Origin of the sequence: Marinilactibacillus piezotolerans, assembly GCF_900169305.1 — a bacterium.
Classification (GTDB): Bacteria; Bacillota; Bacilli; order Lactobacillales; family Carnobacteriaceae_A; genus Marinilactibacillus; species Marinilactibacillus piezotolerans_A.
The window spans coordinates 309,949-329,803 of sequence record NZ_FWDP01000004.1 but is presented as its reverse complement, the minus strand read 5'-3'; the positions used below and the strand labels follow the sequence as shown (position 1 = coordinate 329,803).

General features: G+C 39.1%; 16 protein-coding genes. 1 reads left to right on the top strand and 15 read right to left on the bottom strand.

Annotated features, from left to right (window positions below; genetic code table 11):
• Nucleotides 1-15: 15 nt before the first annotated feature.
• From B6F02_RS05545 to rpsB, 13 genes are all read right to left on the bottom strand, one after another.
• Nucleotides 16-315: a L7Ae/L30e/S12e/Gadd45 family ribosomal protein gene (locus B6F02_RS05545; RefSeq protein ID WP_080146377.1), complete on the bottom strand. Its 300-nt coding sequence runs from the start codon at nt 313-315 to the stop codon at nt 16-18.
• Complete coding sequence (gene rnpM / locus B6F02_RS05540; RefSeq protein ID WP_080146376.1) at nt 308-601, bottom strand: RNase P modulator RnpM; 294 nt, start codon at nt 599-601, stop codon at nt 308-310. The genes B6F02_RS05545 and rnpM overlap by 8 nt, the downstream gene beginning before the upstream one ends.
• 37 nt (nt 602-638) lie before the next feature.
• A complete protein-coding gene (nusA, locus tag B6F02_RS05535; protein WP_080146375.1) occupies nt 639-2,072 on the bottom strand; it encodes a transcription termination factor NusA in 1,434 nt (477 codons plus the stop codon).
• A 57-nt stretch (nt 2,073-2,129) separates the two neighbouring features.
• Nucleotides 2,130-2,621 (bottom strand): ribosome maturation factor RimP, encoded by a 492-nt coding sequence (rimP, locus tag B6F02_RS05530; protein ID WP_080147384.1) that lies wholly within the window; start codon nt 2,619-2,621, stop codon nt 2,130-2,132.
• Nucleotides 2,622-2,771: 150 nt separating this feature from the next.
• Nucleotides 2,772-7,103: a PolC-type DNA polymerase III gene (locus tag B6F02_RS05525; RefSeq protein WP_080146374.1), complete on the bottom strand. Its 4,332-nt coding sequence runs from the start codon at nt 7,101-7,103 to the stop codon at nt 2,772-2,774.
• Nucleotides 7,104-7,272: 169 nt separating this feature from the next.
• On the bottom strand, nt 7,273-8,982 hold the full coding sequence (locus tag B6F02_RS05520) for a proline--tRNA ligase (RefSeq protein WP_080146373.1): 1,710 nt from the start codon (nt 8,980-8,982) through the stop codon (nt 7,273-7,275).
• Between the two features lie 22 nt (nt 8,983-9,004).
• Nucleotides 9,005-10,279, bottom strand: a complete 1,275-nt coding sequence (gene rseP, locus B6F02_RS05515; protein WP_080146372.1) for an RIP metalloprotease RseP — start codon at nt 10,277-10,279, stop codon at nt 9,005-9,007.
• A gap of 18 nt (nt 10,280-10,297) precedes the next feature.
• Entirely contained in the window at nt 10,298-11,080 is a 783-nt protein-coding gene (locus B6F02_RS05510) for a phosphatidate cytidylyltransferase (RefSeq protein WP_080146371.1), read from the bottom strand.
• Between the two features lie 24 nt (nt 11,081-11,104).
• Nucleotides 11,105-11,845 (bottom strand): isoprenyl transferase, encoded by a 741-nt coding sequence (locus tag B6F02_RS05505; protein WP_256864652.1) that lies wholly within the window; start codon nt 11,843-11,845, stop codon nt 11,105-11,107.
• A 412-nt stretch (nt 11,846-12,257) separates the two neighbouring features.
• Entirely contained in the window at nt 12,258-12,815 is a 558-nt protein-coding gene (frr, locus tag B6F02_RS05500; RefSeq protein ID WP_080146370.1) for a ribosome recycling factor, read from the bottom strand.
• Nucleotides 12,808-13,539: a UMP kinase gene (gene pyrH / locus B6F02_RS05495; RefSeq protein ID WP_080146369.1), complete on the bottom strand. Its 732-nt coding sequence runs from the start codon at nt 13,537-13,539 to the stop codon at nt 12,808-12,810. The genes frr and pyrH overlap by 8 nt, the downstream gene beginning before the upstream one ends.
• A gap of 145 nt (nt 13,540-13,684) precedes the next feature.
• The gene (tsf, locus tag B6F02_RS05490; protein WP_080146368.1) at nt 13,685-14,569 is read right to left on the bottom strand and encodes a translation elongation factor Ts; all 885 of its coding nucleotides are present in this window, start codon (nt 14,567-14,569) and stop codon (nt 13,685-13,687) included.
• A gap of 51 nt (nt 14,570-14,620) precedes the next feature.
• Nucleotides 14,621-15,379, bottom strand: coding sequence for a 30S ribosomal protein S2 (gene rpsB, locus B6F02_RS05485; RefSeq protein WP_080146367.1), 759 nt, complete (start codon nt 15,377-15,379; stop codon nt 14,621-14,623).
• A gap of 237 nt (nt 15,380-15,616) precedes the next feature.
• On the opposite strand from rpsB, the gene B6F02_RS05480 reads away from it, so the two are divergent.
• The gene (locus B6F02_RS05480; RefSeq protein ID WP_080146366.1) at nt 15,617-16,216 is read left to right on the top strand and encodes a lysophospholipid acyltransferase family protein; all 600 of its coding nucleotides are present in this window, start codon (nt 15,617-15,619) and stop codon (nt 16,214-16,216) included.
• A 62-nt stretch (nt 16,217-16,278) separates the two neighbouring features.
• On the opposite strand, the gene B6F02_RS05475 is transcribed toward B6F02_RS05480, so the two are convergent.
• Both B6F02_RS05475 and B6F02_RS05470 read right to left on the bottom strand, forming a co-directional pair.
• Nucleotides 16,279-18,066, bottom strand: coding sequence for an ABC transporter ATP-binding protein (locus B6F02_RS05475; RefSeq protein WP_080146365.1), 1,788 nt, complete (start codon nt 18,064-18,066; stop codon nt 16,279-16,281).
• A gap of 1 nt (nt 18,067) precedes the next feature.
• Complete coding sequence (locus B6F02_RS05470) at nt 18,068-19,816, bottom strand: ABC transporter ATP-binding protein (protein ID WP_080146364.1); 1,749 nt, start codon at nt 19,814-19,816, stop codon at nt 18,068-18,070.
• Nucleotides 19,817-19,855 lie beyond the last annotated feature (39 nt).

The window sequence follows — 19,855 nt, the reverse complement described above, 5'->3', positions numbered from 1 at the left end:
ACCTTCCTATTCCGATTATTGCAATTTTTGAAGGGATTGTGCAAATCCTCCGTCTGTAACAGCCGCCACTATTCGTGCTCGTCCGATCGCTGCCGATAATTCTCCGCGCGTCAGTTCTTTCAATACAGGAACACGATAATGGTCGCTCTTATTCAAAAATTGCTTGGTTGTGTTATCACTTGCATCAGAAGCCAAGATCACTATCTTTGCTTCCCGGCTTCTAATTGCATTAAGAACTAATGCTTCACCCGAGATCAGATTACCTGATCTCTGTGCCAAACCTAATAGGTTCATACACTTTTGCTTGTTATCCATTCTTCAATTCCATTCTTGCTTTCTGATACTCAACATACTCCTGCAGTTCTTCATAGAATGCTTCATCTACTTTAGTGTTTAAAGCCTGATTCAACACTTGTTTCTGCTGAGCTTTTTTTACTAGCTCAGGGTCCAGAGAGATGTAGGCGCCGCGACCATTTTTCTTGCCAGTCGGATCAATGGATACTGTACCTTCTTTATCTCTGACTACCCGAACCATTTCTTTTTTCGGCTTCATTTCATTGGATGCTACACATTTTCTCATTGGAATTTTTCGTTGCCGCATCTTTATCCCACCTTTGACAAAAAACTAAACCCGTTTATTAAATTTCATTCTCTTCGTCAGTTTCTTCAGAGATTTCTTCGAGTGTTGCCTCATGATCGATTTCTTCATCCATGCCATCTCTTTGTTCAGCATTTTGAATCAAATCTTCTGCATCTTCAGGTGTCAGTTCTCCTGCTTGGAAATCTCCGTCATTCGCAGGGTCTGTCTGTTGACTAAAATCATCAGATAATCCTTCTGCGATCACATCTGAGTTAGCATCTGCCGCATCTGTCACTTGTACGTCATCATACTCTTCAACTTCTACACCTTCGGTAGCATCAAAGAATGAACGTTCTGCACTTTCCAAAGAATCAACCTCCTGTTCAGCAACTTCATCTCCTTCATTTAGCGCATCAAAGAAAGAGTCGTTGGTCAGTTCATCTGAAACTTCTTCGAGATCTTCCATGTCGCTCTCAGACTTGATGTCGATTTTGAATCCAGTCAATTTTGCTGCTAAACGAACGTTTTGGCCGCGTTTTCCGATTGCCAATGATAACTGATAATCTGGTACCACAATAACACAGCTTTTATTTTCTTTGTCAAACATGACTTCAAGAACTTGAGCAGGATTTAAAGCATTCTTGATATAAACTGCAGGATCTTCATCCCACTCAACAATATCCATATTTTCACCGTTCAGCTCATTGACGATAGCTTGTACTCTAGCACCTTTGGGACCAACACAGGTTCCGACAGGATCAACATTTTCATCGCGCGACATTACAGCGATCTTGGAACGATCTCCAGCTTCTCGTGCAATAGAGATGATTTCGACTGTACCATCATAAATCTCTGGTACCTCTTGCTCGAAAAGTCGTTTAATTAAATTAGGATGTGTTCTGCTGACAAAAACCTGTGGGCCTTTTGTAGAGTTTTCAACATTGCTGACATATACTTTGATTCGATCATGCGTGCTGTAGCGTTCATTTTCAATCTGATCACGCTTAGATAATACTGCTTCAACTTTACCAAGGTTAACATAAATGAAACGATTATCTTGTCTTTCTACTGTACCCGTCATCAGATCGTCTGCATATTCGATATATTCATTATAGACGATCGAGCGTTCAGCTTCACGCATACGCTGCATAATCACTTGTTTTGCCGTTTGTGCTGCGATTCTTCCGAAGTTTTTCGGCGTAACTTCAAATCGAATTTTATCTCCAACTTCATAGGCCTTGTTGATTTCCAGTGCATCTGTCAGACTGATTTCAAGCTGAGAATCATAGACTTCTTCAGATACTTCTTTTACTTGATAGACCTTAATTTCTCCGTTAGCTTCGTCAAATGCCACTTCCACGTTCTGAGCTGTACCGTAATTTCGTTTATAGGCAGAAACCAGTGCAGCTTCTAATGCATCGATGACAATTTTTTTGGAGATCCCCTTCTCTTTCTCCAGCGTTTCAAGAGCTGCTGCTAATTCTTTACTCATTATTCTACTCCCTTATTATAGTTTATGCTTCTAAGATCCGACACTCAATAGATTTCTTTAAAATTTGATTGCCAGTCTTGCTTTAGCGATATTTGAGCGATCGATTTCGATCTCTTTTTCCCTTGTTTTGATTCTGATCACCAAAGTCAGTGTCTGATCGTTCAATTCTTTCAAGGTACCCTCAAAGGTGTTCTCACCGCTGATCTGTTGATATAAAGATACATGAATATATTTCCCAACAGCTTCTATTAAATCTTTTTCTTTTTTCAAAGGTCTTTCTGCTCCGGGCGAAGAAACTTCTAAATAATAAGGATGCGGAATCGGATCAACTTTTTGGGCATCCAGTTCTTCTCCGATTTTTTCGCTGAATTTTGTACAGTCATCTAAGTCTACGCCACCATCTTTATCGATATATAAGCGTAAAAACCAGTTTTTTCCTTCTTTGACATATTCTACATCCACCAGTTCATATCCCGCTTGCTCAGCAACTGGGCCGGCAATCGCTGTTACTTTATCTACAGTACTCAAAAAGCATCTCCTCTCAATCATTATCTGTTTTAAATTTTTCATTAAAAAGAGTGAGCGGAATGCGCTCACTCTCGGAAAATATTCCTTTACTCAACAGTAGTATACCATAATCAGGCTTTCTGTGCAACTTGAACCCTTTTGCACATACTTTTTATGCCGATACAACGAGTTTTAGATATCAAATAGTGATAGTTGATTCTCATCGGGAAGATGAGACAGTACACTATTGGCGTCTAGATACTCAATGACAGTCTTAGAAACTTTGCCTCGTTTAGACAAATCTTCCTTTGAAAGGAAGGGACTTTCTTGTCTAGCCTCAACAATTGCCGCAGCTGCGTTGCCCCCTAAAGACGGTACACATCTGAAAGGTGCTCTTAAAGCATCTCCTTCAATAATGAAGTTAGTCGCGTCTGATTTGTCTATATCAACCATTTTGAACTGGTAGCCTCTTTCCACCATTTCGTTGGCTAATTCCAGCACAGTCAACAGATTTTTTTCTTTTGTCGAAGCATCCAGACCCTTATCAGTAATTTCTTTCATTCTTGCTTTAATAGAAGCTTTCCCTTGACTCATTGCCTGTAAATCAAAATCACTCGCCCGAATAGAGAAGTAAGCTGCGTAATAATACAAAGGATAATGTACTTTGAAATAAGCAACTCGTAAAGCCATTAAAACATAGGCTGCTGCATGGGCTTTCGGAAACATATACTTGATTCTCAAGCAGGAGTCGATATACCATTTAGGCACGTTATTTTCCCGCATAATCGCTTGCCATTCATCCGGTATTCCTTTTCCTTTACGTACATGCTCCATAATCTGGAAAGCAATGCTGTCTTCAATGCCTTTATGCTGCAAGTAAACCATGATATCATCACGACATCCGATCACTTCAGATAAAGGAATATTCTGCTGCCTGATCAATTCCTCAGCGTTTCCCAACCAAACATCTGTCCCGTGAGACAAACCGGAAATCTGCAGCAGCTCGGAAAAAGTTGTTGGATTTGTCTGTTCAAGCATTTGGCGGACAAATCGTGTTCCAAATTCCGGAACACCCAGCGTTCCTGTTTTAGAGAAGATCTGACTTTCATCCACCCCTAAGATCTCTGTTCCGCTGAACAACTTCATAACGCCCGGATCATTGACAGGGATCGTTTTCGGATCAATGCCGGAAAGGTCCTGCAGCATTCTGATCATTGTCGGATCATCGTGACCAAGGATATCTAATTTTAAAACATTATCATGAATAGAATGGAAGTCAAAGTGAGTGGTTTTCCAGTCAGCATTCTGGTCATCTGCCGGATACTGAATAGGTGTAAAGTCATAAACATCCATATACTCCGGTATAACAATGATTCCTCCTGGATGCTGTCCAGTCGTTCTTTTAACGCCTGTTACTCCTTTTGCTAATCGATCGATTTCCGCAGAACGGATGGTCATCTGATTATCTCTTTCATACCCTTTGACAAATCCAAAAGCTGTACGGTCGGCAATTGTTCCTATTGTTCCAGCTTTATATACGTATTCTTCGCCGAATAACTCTTTTGTATAATGGTGGGCTTTTGACTGATATTCCCCTGAAAAGTTCAGATCGATATCGGGTACTTTATCTCCATTGAATCCAAGGAATGTCTCAAAAGGAATATCATGGCCATCCGCCATTAAATCATGTTCGCAATTCGGGCATTTTTTAGGTGCCAAGTCAAACCCTGATCCTATTTCACCTTCTGTAAAGAATTCGGAATATTTACATGACGGGCAGCGATAATGCGGAGGCATAGGGTTAACTTCCGTAATCCCAGTCATTGTCGCTACAAAACTAGAACCAACTGATCCCCTGGAACCAACCAAGTAGCCATCATTCATACTTTTATGCACAAGTTTTTGAGAAATCAGATAGATAACAGAGAATCCATTCCCAATAATACTATCCAGTTCTTTTTCTAATCTTTTTTCAATGATTTCAGGCAGCGGATCACCATAAAGCCGGTGTGCTTCGTTGTAACTCATATCACGGATTTCTTGTTCTGACCCTTCCATTTTCGGTGTAAACAGGTCTTTTTTTACTGGAGAGATATTGTCATCTACTAAATCAGCAATTTTTTGCGTGTTATTTACAACAACTTCTTTTGCCAGTTCTTCTCCTAAAAACGATAAGTCTTCCAACATTTCATCAGTCGTTCTGAAATGAACTTGCGGATTTTTAGTTTTCTTGAATCCGCCTTTGTTTAAGGTTTCCAGTAGTATGTCTCGGTAAATAGCATCTTCTTTGTGAATATAGTGAACATTACCTGTAGCAGCAACTGGAATATCCAGTTCTTTACCGATCTTTGTAATGTTAGAAATGATATCTTCTAAATCTCTAATAGAATTGACCATTTCTCGATCAATCAAGTGGCTGTAGGCACCTTTAGGCATGATCTCCAGATAGTCATATTGCTTAGCCAATTTTTTGGCTTCATCGTAGCCTTTTTGCATCATGGCTTCAAAAACTTCTCCTTGAGCGCATCCAGATCCTATAATCAAGCCTTCTCTATATTTTTCAAGCAGTGAACGAGGGACTCTAGGAACTCTGTAAAAGTATTCTGTCAATGATGCGGAGATCAATTTGAACAAGTTTTTCAGTCCTGCTTGGCTTGCAGCCAAGATCGTTACATGACTGGGTCTTGTACGCTTATAAGCGTCCCCTTGTCCCATGTAATCATTCAACTGATTGTGGTATTCGATAGAATATTCTTCTGATGCTTCTTTTAAAAAGGCCCATAATAAGTGTGCTGTTGTTTCAGAATCATAAATCGCTCTATGATGCTGTTCTAAAGCAACACCGTATCGTTTTGCCAGTGTGTTTAATCGATGAGTTTTGAAAGTAGGATGCAGGAATCGAGATAATTCCAGCGTATCAATAACCGGTAGTTCAGATACCGACATCTGATTTTTCTGGTAAGCCGTATTCAAGAATCCCATATCAAAGCTGGCGTTGTGCGCAACCAAAATCGTTCCTTCGCTGAAAGCCTTAAATGCTTTCAATACTTGCTCTTCTGATTTAGATCCTTTGACCATGTCATCCGTTATACCAGTCAGATTAATGGTTGTATCCGATAAAGGATGCCCCGGGTCGATAAATTCCTGAAATTCCTCAATAATATTGCCCTTATGCATCTTAACGGCTGCCAACTCGATGATCGTATCATATATAGCAGATAATCCCGTTGTTTCCACATCAAAAACTACATACGTAGCTTCTTGAAGCTCTATATCAGCTAAATTGTTTGCAATCGGCACACCATCATCCACTAAATTAGCTTCTAACCCGTAAAGGATTTTAACTCCATTTTTCTTACCCGCTGAATGTGCTTCTGGAAAGGATTGAGCAACCCCATGATCCGTAATTGCTATTGCTGTATGTCCCCATTTAGCTGCTTGCTCAACAAGATCTGAAGCTGTTGACGTTGCATCCATCTGACTCATCGCTGTATGAGCATGCAGCTCTACCCGTTTCTGGCCTTCAGGCTGATTGTCTTTTCTCTGTTCATGTGCTGTTTCTTGGATATCCTGAGCATTTACGACAAGATCTCGCATAAATGTATCTTCTTGCACACTGCCGCGTACTTTAAGCCACATACCTTTTTTGATCGATCCAAACATTTCTTCGTCAGAAGCATTGTTTGAGAATTTTTTACACGTAAATGAAGAGGTGTAATCTGTGATCTTAAAAATGAGTAATTTCCGTTTAGAGCGCAGTTCTCTAACTTCTGTATCAAATACGTATCCTTCAAGTGTTACACTGCGTTCTTCTTCTTCAATTGTACTCATTTGGCGGATAGCATCGTTCCCTTGGATAGGTCGGCCCATTTTAACAGGTCCGCTAGGCGCAGTCTCTTTTTTCTTTTCTTTATTGATCGATGCTTGCTCAATATTTTTAGTCAGTCGCTCTGCAAGCAATTGATCTTCCTCTTCTTTTTGTTGCTTGAAAGCTGTTATCTTTTCATTACTGATTTTTTCATCTATCATAGGTACAATTTTAAATTGTGGAGGAAATCCCATTTTTTTATATTCTTGCTCGATTTTCGGAAAGAATTCATCCGCAAATTTATCTTTTGTCAGTTCATGTTCAATATAAAAAACGACTTTCTTTCCATTGATTACGGGATATCCATTAGCGAACAAATCATTGCATAACGGTGAATCCAGTTTGCTTTCATTACAAGCTGTTCTCCAATAGTTCACTAGTTTTTCTTCAGTAAGTAAAGGGTCCGTCGTTTGGATATTAAGTTCTACTCGGGCAATTTCTTTGAATCCTCGCTGCAGATAGTCTTTTAGTTGAGTAAATGTCTCAAACGGTAAAATATCCTGAAACTGTAATGTGATTTGCCAAGTTTTAGTCGGTTTGTCAACAATAACGGATACAACCAACCCACTGTCAAGGACTGCTCTCTGATCAGGCGTTGGGTGAAAATCGATCTGCTGCAGTAGTGTCTGAAATAATTCCTGTTGATTGAGACTCAAAATATGTGCCTTCTTTCTACCTGTGTTCTATCAATGGTAAACGAAAAGGAGAATCCGTTAAATCGCTTTTCCATTCTTTATTTATACAAAAAGTCGACAGCCGAGGCAAGTTATACTTTCTGTATAGATAAAGAACATCATCAAAGCTTTGGCTTCTCCTTAACTAACATTATTCGTTATGATTTAAAATGCTCAATGTATCCAGTAAATCATCTTTCTTGATTTCGACCATTTCTCCGCTCTTTCTGAATGTCACTTCAACGACACCTTCCGCAGCTTTTTTACCAACTGTGATTCTCACAGGAATCCCGATCAATTCAGCATCAGTGAATTTAACTCCTGGTCGTTCTTGGCGATCATCAATCAGTACAGAATAGTTTTTGTTTTCCAGTACTTCATAAAGTTCTTCTGCCAATTCTCGTTGAGCATCGTCTTTGACTTTGATTGGAACAATATGCACATCAAATGGTGCGATGGCATTTGGCCAAACTAACCCTTTTTCATCAGCATATTGTTCAGCTATCGCTGAGAGCAGACGGCTGACGCCGATTCCGTAACTTCCCATGATGACAGGTGTCTGTCTGCCGTTATTGTCCAAGACAGTAGCATTCATAGATTCAGAATAACGTGTTCCCAGTTTAAAGATATGTCCGATTTCGATACCTCTAGTAAATTTCAGACGTCCTTCTCCATCTGGAGACAACTCGTTTTCATTGACGACTCGAATATCTGTATACTGTGAAGGTTTGAAATCTTCGCCTGCATTTACATTAATGTAATGCTTGCCGTCTTGATTTGCTCCTGTAACGGCGTTAACAATATCTTGAATATACAGATCTGCTATCACTAACACGTCTTCTGATAAATCAACTGGTCCCACATATCCGGCAACAGTGTGGAATAACTCTTTAATTTCCTCATCTGAAGCTGGTTCAACTTCTTGTGCGCCTGCAGCAGTTCGTAATTTTACTTCATTCACTTCGTGATCCCCGCGTACAATAGCTAATACTGGCTTCTGATCATCTGTAACATATAAAACAGATTTCAGTACTTGTTCTAATGGAACATTTAAGAAATCAGCAACTTCTTGAACTGTTTTAGTATCTGGAGTATCAACCAATTCGATATTATTTTGAACTTTAGTTTTTGGAGTTGACTTATATAAACTGCTTGCCATTTCCAAGTTCGCAGCATAGTCGCTTGAATCCGAATAAACGACGACATCTTCTCCAGCTTCAGCAAGTGCCATGAATTCGATAGAGTCTTTCCCACCCATTGCACCGGCATCTCCGATGATGGAGCGGAAATTCAAACCGATTCTTTCAAAAGATCTTGTATAAGCTCCCGCGATTTCGTTATAAGCTTCATCAAGACTTTCATAGCTGTCATGGAATGTATAAGCATCTTTCATAATAAATTCACGACCGCGCATCAAACCAAATCTTGGACGCTTTTCATCTCTAAATTTTGTCTGGAATTGGTATAGCATCAGCGGCAGCTTTTTATAGGACTTAATTTCATCTCTAATCAAGCTCGTAAACGTTTCTTCATGTGTCGGTCCCAATATAAAATCACGTTCATGACGGTCTTCAAGTTTAATAAGATCCTCGCCATAAGTCTCGTATCTGCCGGACTCTTTCCATAAATCAGCTGGCAGCAACGTAGGCAGCAGCATTTCTGAACCATCAATTCGATCCATTTCTTCTCTGATAATGGTTTTGATGTTTTCTAGTACTCTATGTGCTAATGGCAGATAAGTATAGATCCCAGCAGATACCTGTCTGATATAGCCTGCTCGTAACAGCAACTGATGACTGATGACATCTGCATCATTTGGGGTATCTCTTAATGTTGGAGCAAATAATCTTGATTGTTTCATATATGTTTTATCTCCTTTGATACTAATTTAAGAAAAAGGTCTGAATATCGTTCCATGTAACAGCAAGCATTAATACTAGCAAGAAACCTACCCCTACTAGTGTAATAATTCCTTCTTTTTCTTCACTAAGCGGTTTTCTGCGAACACCTTCAATGATATTCAATAAAAGTTTGCCGCCGTCTAGAGCTGGAATCGGCAATAGATTCATAATGCCTAAGTTCACACTTAATAGACCTATAAAGCTGATGATTCCTATCAAGCCAGATTGAGCTACAGTTTCACTTGTAGCGTAAATCGCAACTGGCCCCCCTAATTTATCCAAGCTGAATCCGCCAGTAAAGAAAGATCCTAAAATAGTGAAAATTTGAGTGATGATATCCCAGGTTCTTGTAAACCCGTAAGACAGTTTGCCGAAAAATGAGCGGTCAATGTCATTGACAATGCCGATCCTTCCGACTTCTGTACCTTGTTCAGTTTCAAAAGTCTCTGGTGTAATCGATTTTTCAACCGTAGACTCATCGCTTTTTTGAACCGTCACTTGTAAAGATTCATTCGGCGATTCGTTTATTATCGTCAGCATTTGAATCCAGGAATCAACTTCAGTCTCTTCAATGGATAGAATACGGTCCCCAGTTTCTAATCCTGCTTCTGCAGCCGGCGAACTTTCTTCTACTTGCCCGATAACCGGTTCATCCGACATTACTCCGCCCTGAAGAAAACCAAGTATACTGAAAGCTACAATGGATAGAATAAAGTTGTTTAAAGGTCCGGCAAAATTGGTCAGTATACGATTAATCAAAGAAGCAGATTGGAATTGACGGTTTCTAGGTGCAACTTGCAGAATTGTACCGTCTTGCTCGATCAGTAAAGCCGTTGAACTGACAGTATAAGTCTGTGTTTCTTCAGTGCTGCCGTCAACTCTGCCAGAGATAAACATAGAATCTTCCAAGTCAAAACTCGTGACTTCGATCGGTAAACTGTTGACATCCTGTACTTTATTTTGAATATCGATTTTCTCTACTTCATTTTGATCATTCAAGTATAGAGATACCGGCATGCCTGCACGCAAATCTGCTTCTTCTTCATATCCAGCCATCCGCACGTACCCGCCGACAGGCAGCATTCTGACTGTGTAGGTTGTTTCGCCTTTTCTATGGTAAAACAATTTTGGACCGAATCCTACAGAAAATTCTCTTACTAATATTCCTGCCCTTTTAGCAAAATAGAAATGTCCGAACTCATGAACGATTACAATTATACCGAATACGAGTAAGAAAACTAGAATAGTTTGAATCATGAGAATGCTCCTTTATCTTTATACTAGACCGAGGACAAATATGACAGACAAAACGAACAATAAACTGTCAAAACGGTCAAAAATACCGCCATGTCCAGGTAGAATATTTCCAGAATCTTTAAAGTTGTAGTGACGCTTGAATGAAGACTCAATTAAATCACCGACTTGTCCTGCAATGGATAATACAATAACCATCATGAGTGTAAACGTTCTGGACCATTCAACCGGGAAAACAACTAGATAGACAGCTGATACCAGCAGAGAAATGATCACTCCCCCGACAGAACCTTCAATCGTTTTGTTGGGTGAAATGCTTGGAGCAAGTTTATGTTTCCCGAATTGTCTTCCTACTAGATAAGCACCGGTATCCGTTGAGTAGATAATCAGCAAGGAAAGAATCAGTAGATGGACATCTGTTTCTCTTGTTAACATAAAAGCATGGAAACCAGTACCGATATAAGTGATTCCAAAAAATGAGATTGCTGCATCTTCGATAGAGTAATGCTTATCGAATAATGTCAGACAGGGTAATAGTAATACAAATAAAGCTAAGATTGAGCCGTTATTGGGAATAAAAGGCAACAGCTCCATCATTCGATCGTATAAAATAACAAAAATCAATGCGATGGAAGCAAACAAAGTAGGCAGTGATAGCGGTCGGATCCCTTTCATCTGATGGATCTCTATTAATGCCGCTATAGCCAGCAGTACAATAAATGCTTCCAGCACCCAAGAACCGATCCATATGATCGGCACAAAAAATATCAGCGCAATAATTGCGGTTAAAGAACGTTGTACCATCCGTCTCCTCCTGAATTTATGAGTTTAAATTGCTCCATATCGACGGCTTCTACTTTGATAATCCAGTAGCGCCTCATCAAATATATCTCCGGTAAAATCCGGCCAGTACAATTTTGAAAAGTAGAATTCACTATATGCATTCTGCCATAACAAAAAGTTACTTAACCTTTGTTCGCCGCTGCTTCGAATCAACAGATCTACATTATCATAAGGGGCAATAGAGTTTGTTAATAATTCTGCTTGAAGTGTTTCTTCAGTGACTTCCTTTTTATTCAATTCACCCGATAATACTTTATCAATCACTGACTTCGTTGCTTCAATAATTTCGGCTCTTCCGCCATAATTGAAAGCAAAATTCAAAATCATTCCTGTATTATCTTTAGTCTGATCAATGGCTTTTTCAATTGATTTTCTAGTAGGCCCTGGAACATTTTTACGAAAACCGATCATATTGACTTTCACATTATTTTCTTGCAATTCGGGCACAAATCGATCAAAGAAAGTAACGGGAAGCTGCATTAAAAACTTTACTTCTTGAGGCGGACGTTTCCAGTTTTCTGTAGAGAAAGCATAAAGCGTGAGCACTTTGACACCTCTTTGACTGGCACGAACCGTCACTCGGCGAATCGCTTCCATCCCTTCTTGATGACCTTCCTTGCGTTCTTTTCCCAACTTTTGTGCCCAGCGGCCATTCCCATCCATGATAACGGCTACATGATCCGGAACCAAATCGATTGTTTTTTTATTATGTGGATGATCTACCACTTCAAAACCTCCAAGTATTCAATATACATCTACTCTATTGTAGTAAATAATCCCTTAAATTACCATATTAAAATTTCTAAAATTCCTATAAGGATTTAAATATTTTAACGATTTCAGTTTAACGTACGGCTTTAAAGAAGCTTTAAAGCAAAAAAATATAAATCTATTTTAGATTTTGTTATACTGATAACAGGTTAGTTAGACAATAAAGGAGGCCGTTTTGTATGAAGAATAAAGTTTTTAAGTATATCGTTGGTTTAATTCTATCTGCAGTTGTGACTAAACTGGTTAACAAATTGATTATGGACAAATTTTAAAGGTACCACTAATATACTACTATTTATATAAAACTTATAAACCAAAATCTATAAAATAAAGAATGCAAGGAGATGACGAGATCTCCTTGCATTTTTTATACGTCTAAGATTTCTTTTTCTTTTTCAGCAGACAAGTTATCAATAGCTGCAACACTGCTGTTGGTTAGATTTTGAACTTCTTCTTCAAAATCATGCAAGTCGTCTTTTGTCAAATCGCCATTTTTCTCTGCTTTTTTCAAAGAATCAATAGCGTCGCGACGAATATTTCTTACAGCAATTTTTGCATTTTCTGCTTCTTTTCCTACTTGTTTAGCAATTTCTTTTCTGCGCTCTTCTGTCAACGCAGGTACAACTAAACGAATAACATTTCCATCATTTGAAGGTGGGATACCAATATCAGATTGGTTTAAAGCTTTTTCAATATCTCCTAATGCACTTTTATCATAAGGGGTAATCAATAATACTCTAGCTTCCGGAACCGCAATTTGAGCAATTTGATTCAAAGGTGTAGGCGCTCCATAATAATCTACTGTTACACGGTTAAGCAGACTAGGATTGGCTCTGCCTGCTCGTATCCCGCCAAGTTCACGAACATAAGCTTGTTCAGCTTTCTTCATTCTTGCTGATGTGTCTTTAATTATACTATCACTCATTGTGAGTCCTCCTTACGGTTGTACCGATTGTTTCACCTAATGCAACACGTTTGATATTGCCGGTTTTGTTTAAATTAAATACGACCAGCGGAATATCATTGTCCATGCTTAATGACGAAGCCGTCGTATCCATAACTTGAAGTGACTGATTAATGATTTCAAGATATGTTAATTTTTCATATTTAACAGCAGACTTATCGATTTTTGGATCAGCAGAGTAAATCCCATCGACGTTATTTTTCGCCATCATGATAACATCTGCATTGATTTCAGCCGCTCTCAAAGCTGCTGTGGTATCTGTTGAGAAGTATGGGCTGCCGATACCTCCGGCAAAAATGACAACTCTTCCTTTTTCAAGGTGACGAATCGCTTTTCTGCGAATATAAGGTTCAGCCACTTGTCTCATTTCAATAGATGTCTGTACTCGAGTCGGCACACCATTATTTTCAAGACAGTCTTGCAGTGCTAAGGCATTCATAATTGTAGCAATCATACCCATATAATCTGCTTGTGCTCTTTCCATACCCATTTCCGACCCAACGTGTCCTCGCCAGATATTTCCGCCGCCGACAACAATAGCGATTTCGATTCCCAAGTCATGTACTTCTTTGATTTCTTGGCAGATCTCATCAATAGTTGGAGGTTGAATCCCAAAACCTGTATCCCCAGCTAAAGCTTCTCCGCTTAGTTTCAATATTATTCTCTTATACTTAGGTTCTAACATTTTGATTTCCCTCCATCAGTCGTTCAGATACAGTTTACCATATTCCCTTAACTAGGTCATTTATAAAAGTACGCTGATATGTATCAGGCTCTAAAAAAGGCAGGAACGCGAAAATCAACGCTCCTACCTGATTTAAAGACTACTCTTACTTGTTGCCTAACTGGCTTTGAACTTCAGCCGCGAAGTCTTCAGAACGTTTTTCAATTCCTTCTCCAACTTCATAACGGATGAAAGATTTGATCGCTGCGCCATTTTCTTTCAAATATTGGCCAACTGTTTTATCTGAATCTTTAACGTATGGTTGATCTACAAGACTGATTTCTGCCAACCATTTGTTTAGTCTACCTTGAACCATTTTCTCTACGATGTTCTCAGGTTTACCTTCGTTTTTAGCTTGTTCTTTCAATACACTCAATTCGTGGTCGCGTGTTTCTTGAGGTACTTCATCACGAGTGATGTATTTAGGATTGATCGCTGCGATATGCATTGCAACATTACGCGCAACTTCTTCGTTATCTGTTCCTTCAACTAAAGTTAAAACAGTGATGCGTCCACCCATGTGCTCGTAGTCTCCGAACACTTGACCGTCTGTTTTCTCTAAAACTGCAAAACGACGCAAAGTGATTTTTTCACCGATTGTCTGAGTTGCTTCAGTGATTACAGAGTTGATTGTCTCTCCGTCCATTTCAGTTTCCAGAGCTTCTTCAACTGATGCCGGTTTGTTCTCAACGATTGTTTTCGTAACGTTTTTAACTAGGTTTTGGAACTTTTCATTTTTAGATACGAAGTCTGTTTCAGAGTTGATTTCTGCAATTGCTGCAGAATTTCCTGCAGAATAAACGTTTGCTAATCCTTCAGCCGCAATACGGTCTGCTTTTTTAGCTGCTTTAGATACACCTTTTTCACGCAGGTAGTCAATTGCTGCATCTAAATCTCCATCTGTTTCTACAAGTGCTTTTTTAGCGTCCATCATTCCAACGCCTGTTTTGTCGCGCAACTCTTTTACTTGTGCTGCCTTAATGTTTGCCAATGTAATTCCTCCTAATCGAAATGTAACTGCTCTTTATTGGAATAATTTAAATTACTCGTTGTCGCCTTCTACAACTTCAACAATTTCATCAAGTGAGTCGGATTTTACTTCTTCTTCAAATCCTTCTTCTCCTTGGTTTCCTTCAATAACAGCGTCTGCCATTGTTTTAGTTAATAATTTAACAGCACGGATCGCGTCGTCATTTGAAGGGATGATTACATCGATTTCGTCTGGGTCGCAGTTGGTATCTACCATAGCAACGATTGGGATATTCAATTTTTGTGCTTCTTTAACAGCGATATGCTCTTTACGAGGATCTACTACGAATAATACGTCCGGACGCTTAGGCATATCTTTGATTCCGCCTAAGAATTTTTCAAGACGGTCACGTTCTTTAAGCAGGATTCCTACTTCTTTTTTAGGAAGAACTTCAAAAGTACCATCTTCTTCCATTTTTTCTAATTCTTTCAAACGAGTAATACGTTTTTGGATTGTATCCCAGTTAGTCAGCGTTCCACCCAACCAACGGTGGTTGATGTAGTAAGCGCCAGCTCTGATTGCTTCTTCTTTGATTGCATCTTGTGCTTGTTTTTTAGTTCCTACAAAAAGAACTGTTCCACCATCTTCAGCGATTTCGCGAACATAGTTGTACGCTTGATCGATCATACGAACTGTTTTTTGCAAGTCGATGATGTAGATGCCGTTTCTTTCTGTAAAGATATAACGTTTCATTTTAGGATTCCAGCGACGTGTCTGGTGACCAAAGTGAACGCCTGATTCTAATAGTTGTTTCATTGATACTACTGCCATTTGTACATTCCTCCATATTGGTTTTTTTCTTCCTTTATTTTCATTTGTATCAAACACTCCATGGCTTTAGAGCACCATTTGATACATCCAATAAAGTGTGAAATTAGTGTTTTTACACCGTTAATCATTATACATACTATTTGTACAAATAGCAAACTTTTTATAAAAAACTTGCTTCTTGATTTAGAATGCATCATAATTATGTAGTTCAAAGAAAAGGTAAAGGAAGTGTAAAAAGTGTTTTTTACTTTTGTAAGAGGATTCGTTCGCATACTCCTCTATATTTTCAATGGTAAGCCCACCTATATCAACAGAGATAAACTCCCTAAAGATGAAACATACGTATTGATCGCACCGCATCGTTCACTGATTGATCCGGTATTCATAGCACTGGCAGCCAGTCCCAGACAATTTTGTTTTATGGCTAAAAAAGAATTGTTCAATCACAAACTATTTGGATGGTTTATTTCAAATCTGAATGCTTTTCCAGTAGACCGGGACAACCCAAAACCGAGCGCTATTAAGAAGCCTATAAAAATATTAAAAGAAAATAAGTTGAGTCTTGTGATTTTCCCAACCGGAACACGCCACTCTCAAGAGCTGAAAGGCGGCGCTGTGACAATCGCCAGAATGAGCAAGCGTCCTATTGTTCCTGTTGTCTATGAAGGTCCTTATACGATTAAAGATATTTTCAAAAGAAAGAAAGCCGTTGTCAAAATCGGCGATCCATTCTATGTTGAAAGAAAACTTGAAGGTGTCGATGATATAAATCAATATTATTCTGATAAAATTCAACAGTCTTTTGAAGAACTGGATCAGATATCTGTAAAAAAATAATCCTACTCAATTAAAAAGGGATGAGGCCAGCTGCGGTCTCATCCCTTTTTATTTTTAATTCATCAGGTTGTTTGCAATCCGATATTCTGCAATTCATACATATCCTTGTACTTGCCTCCGCTGGCAATTAGTTCATCATGGGTTCCTCTTTCAATGATGCGCCCTTTGTCAAGGACAAGAATCTGGTCTGCGTCACGGATCGTAGAAAGTCTATGTGCGATTGCCACCGTCGTACGGCCAGTACGCATTCTATTTAATCCTTCTTGAATCAGCGTTTCTGTCTCCGTATCGATATTAGCAGTTGCTTCGTCGAGAATAAGGATTTTCGGGTCCCGGACGATTGTGCTGGCAAATGAAATCAACTGTTTCTGTCCGCTTGAGAAGCTCGCCCCTCGTTCAACAACTTTGGCATCGTACTCTCCTGGCAGATCCTCAATAAAATGATCCGCTTGAACAAACTCTGCTGCTTTAATAATCTCATGATCTTGAATGGTATCATTTTTTATTCGAATATTGTCTTTGATCGTTCCGTAGAATAAAAACGGATCCTGCAGAACTAATCCAGTTTTCTTACGCAGTTCGCGCATTGGAAAATCTTTGATAGAACGTCCGTCAATCAAGACTTCTCCTTTCTGGAAATCGTAGAACCGCATGAGTACGTTAATAATAGAAGACTTACCGCTTCCTGTATGTCCGACAAGTGCGATTGTTTGTCCAGGGTTGACGGTAAAGCTGATATCTTTCAATACATCCGACTTACCATCATAAGAGAAGGTTACATTTTTAAATTCGATTTTTCCAGATACAATTTCTGCACCTTGTATTTCTTTCTGAGCAGGTGCATATTCTTCGTTGTCCATTACCGTAAGAATACGACTGCTCGATACAATACCGTCTTGGAATAAACTCAAACTATCCATCAAACTTGTCAAGGGTCTGAAAAAGTTATTGGCATACGTAGTAAAAAGATAGACGACCCCTACTTCGACTGGACTGTTTAAAGCTTCAACTCCGAAGATAGCAAGAATCAGCACGACCGCCATTGCGTATAGGAAGTTAATAACAGGGCTCAACAAGATTGCATTAATTCTAACCATTGAGTACCTAGAATCAAAATAAGATTGATTGGTTTCTTCAAATTCTTTCTGCAATCTTTTTTCCTGCCTGAATTGTTGAATGATCGACATCCCATTAATGGTCTCTGCTAACTTCGTGTTCAGCGAACTTAACTTAGATTTCATTTCTCCATAAGTTTTGGAGCTGTAAACCTGATAAAACCTAATAATAACCAGTAAAATCGGTGCAAATAACAAAATCCAGATTGCTACAGAAGCATCGAGTGCAAACATCGCTCCTAGAGAAATCACTACACCAAAAACACCTTGCATAATGGTCAGAAATACATTCCAGAAGTCTTTCATTGCTTCTGTATCATTCGTAGCACGTGTAATGATCCAACCTGTCGAGGTCTGATCAAAGAATCTCATTCCCAGACTGTGCAGTTTTTTATACAAACTTTCACGAATGTGTTTAACTGTACGTTCAGAAGCCATATTGAATATATATAATTCAAAGTACCAGACGACCATTCTGAGCAATGTCACTCCAAAATGCAGAGAAGCAAAAAACACAATCGTTCCAAGCGTGACGCCACCCGGTGTTAAATGATCATCGATAAAGATTTGAATGATTCTAGGCAGTATTGCATTGATGATCGCCAGTAATATACTGAGAACGACTGCAGCAGCAAATTGCTTTCTATAAGGATGTGCATATTTTACTATTCTTTTCAATATATGCATTTGCTTTTTGAAAGGAATCGTTCGATCTCGAGATACGGTTTGTTCCATCTTATTCGGCTCCTTCCAGTTTTTGCTCTAGTTGCTGCTGTTGATACATATCTTTATACCAGCCGCCGAGTTGCAGCAGTTCTTCATGCGTACCCCGTTCCACTATCGTTCCGTTTTCGACAGCAATGATTTCTTCAGCATGCATAACAGAACTGATACGATGGGCTGCGATAATTGTTGTCTGATTCTGACGTTTTTCTTTTAATCCGGATAGGATACTTTCTTCAGTTTTCGCATCAACTGCTGAAAGCGAATCGTCCAAAATCATCAGTTCAGGATTTGTGATAATCGATCTGGCAATAGAAATCCTCTGTTTCTGCCCTCCAGAAAGCGAGACTCCTCTTTCACCGACTTGAGTATCATATCCATCCGGCAACTCTAAGATATCCTCGTGAATATCAGCAAGTCTTGCAGCTTCTTCGACAACTTCTTGTGGAAGCGAAGGATCTGCAAAACGAATATTATCTCTGATCGTTGTAGAGAAAAGATAGTTATCCTGCGGGACGTATCCAATATGCTTTAGTAAAGCATCTAAAGTATACTCTCGAATGTCCAGACCACCATACTTGATGGTTCCCTTATAATGATCAAACTCTCTAAGCAGCAGCTTTAAGATCGATGTCTTACCAGCGCCGGTTTTACCTACGATCCCTAACGTGTGACCTGCTTTGATAGTGAAGTTTACATCATGAAGCGTTACAACTTCTTCATCCGGATACTTGAATCTTTGGATATCAAATTCCAGGTTTCCGTGTACAGGTCGAGTTGATGCCTTTTCTCTTTCAATAATTGAAGACTTTTCTTTTAGTAGATTTTCGATTCGATCATAACTTGCTGCACCTCGTTCAATAATATTGAACAGGCGGCCAATTGCAAACATCGGCCAAACCAGCATCCCGATATAACTAATAAAGGTGACAAGATCACCAATTGAAATATCTCCATCTGTTATCAGCAAACCACCGACAAGAATTGTTAGAAAGTAAGATATCCCCATAATAAAAGTAATAGCTGGATCAAAAAGAGAATCGATTTTATATACCAATCGGTTCTTAGCCACAACATTATCCGTCTGACCTTCAAATTCTTCAATATCTTCTTTTGCTTGTCCGAATGTTTTCAATACTTTAATACCTTGAATACTTTCCTGAACTTTATCATTTAATTGTGAAAACGCTGCTTGTGCATCTCTGAATCGCATGTGAAGCTTTTGACCGAGAACTCGTGAGGTCAAAGCCAGCAGCGGTAAAGGAATGACGGCTATCAGAGTCAGTTTAACATCGACAACGATCATCATGGCTATTAAAGTCGTTAATCCGACACTGATGGCATCAGCCAGCGTAAGAATCCCGCCACCGGCTACCATACGCAATCCTCTTAGGTCATTTGTTGCATGTGCCATTAAATCTCCTGCACGATATTTCTGAAAAAACTGATTATCCATATTAGTAAAATGTTTATATAATTTCTCTCTCATTGTTTGCTCTAATTTTGCCGCGTTACCCCAGATTTTCATCCTCCAAAGATATCTGAAAAAGTACTGACCGAGTGCAGAAATGACTAAGATAGCCAACCAGAAAATAAGAGACTGTGCTGTAATTCTATCTGTAGCGATCTCATCTACGACGATTCCAATAATCCTTGGCGGAATCAGTTGCAGCAAGGCTACGATGATCAGCGAAGCAACACCAATGATATAGGACTTTTTCTCTCTAAGGAAAAACCAACTCAATCGTTTGAATATACCCATTATTTGATTCTCCTTTTTAATATAACAGTATTTTTTAAT

Excerpts from the sequence above, each read along its gene's own strand:
- rnpM (WP_080146376.1), bottom strand. The coding sequence starts at position 601 with ATGCGGCAACGAAAAATTCCAATGAGAAAATGTGTAGCATCCAATGAA.
- B6F02_RS05470 (WP_080146364.1), bottom strand. The coding sequence starts at position 19,816 with ATGGGTATATTCAAACGATTGAGTTGGTTTTTCCTTAGAGAGAAAAAG.
- rpsB (WP_080146367.1), bottom strand. The coding sequence starts at position 15,379 with ATGGCAGTAGTATCAATGAAACAACTATTAGAATCAGGCGTTCACTTT.
- B6F02_RS05545 (WP_080146377.1), bottom strand. The coding sequence starts at position 315 with ATGGATAACAAGCAAAAGTGTATGAACCTATTAGGTTTGGCACAGAGA.
- B6F02_RS05510 (WP_080146371.1), bottom strand. The coding sequence starts at position 11,080 with ATGGTACAACGTTCTTTAACCGCAATTATTGCGCTGATATTTTTTGTG.
- nusA (WP_080146375.1), bottom strand. The coding sequence starts at position 2,072 with ATGAGTAAAGAATTAGCAGCAGCTCTTGAAACGCTGGAGAAAGAGAAG.
- rseP (WP_080146372.1), bottom strand. The coding sequence starts at position 10,279 with ATGATTCAAACTATTCTAGTTTTCTTACTCGTATTCGGTATAATTGTA.
- rimP (WP_080147384.1), bottom strand. The coding sequence starts at position 2,621 with ATGATTGAGAGGAGATGCTTTTTGAGTACTGTAGATAAAGTAACAGCG.
- frr (WP_080146370.1), bottom strand. The coding sequence starts at position 12,815 with ATGAGTGATAGTATAATTAAAGACACATCAGCAAGAATGAAGAAAGCT.
- B6F02_RS05475 (WP_080146365.1), bottom strand. The coding sequence starts at position 18,066 with ATGGAACAAACCGTATCTCGAGATCGAACGATTCCTTTCAAAAAGCAA.
- B6F02_RS05520 (WP_080146373.1), bottom strand. The coding sequence starts at position 8,982 with ATGAAACAATCAAGATTATTTGCTCCAACATTAAGAGATACCCCAAAT.
- pyrH (WP_080146369.1), bottom strand. The coding sequence starts at position 13,539 with ATGTTAGAACCTAAGTATAAGAGAATAATATTGAAACTAAGCGGAGAA.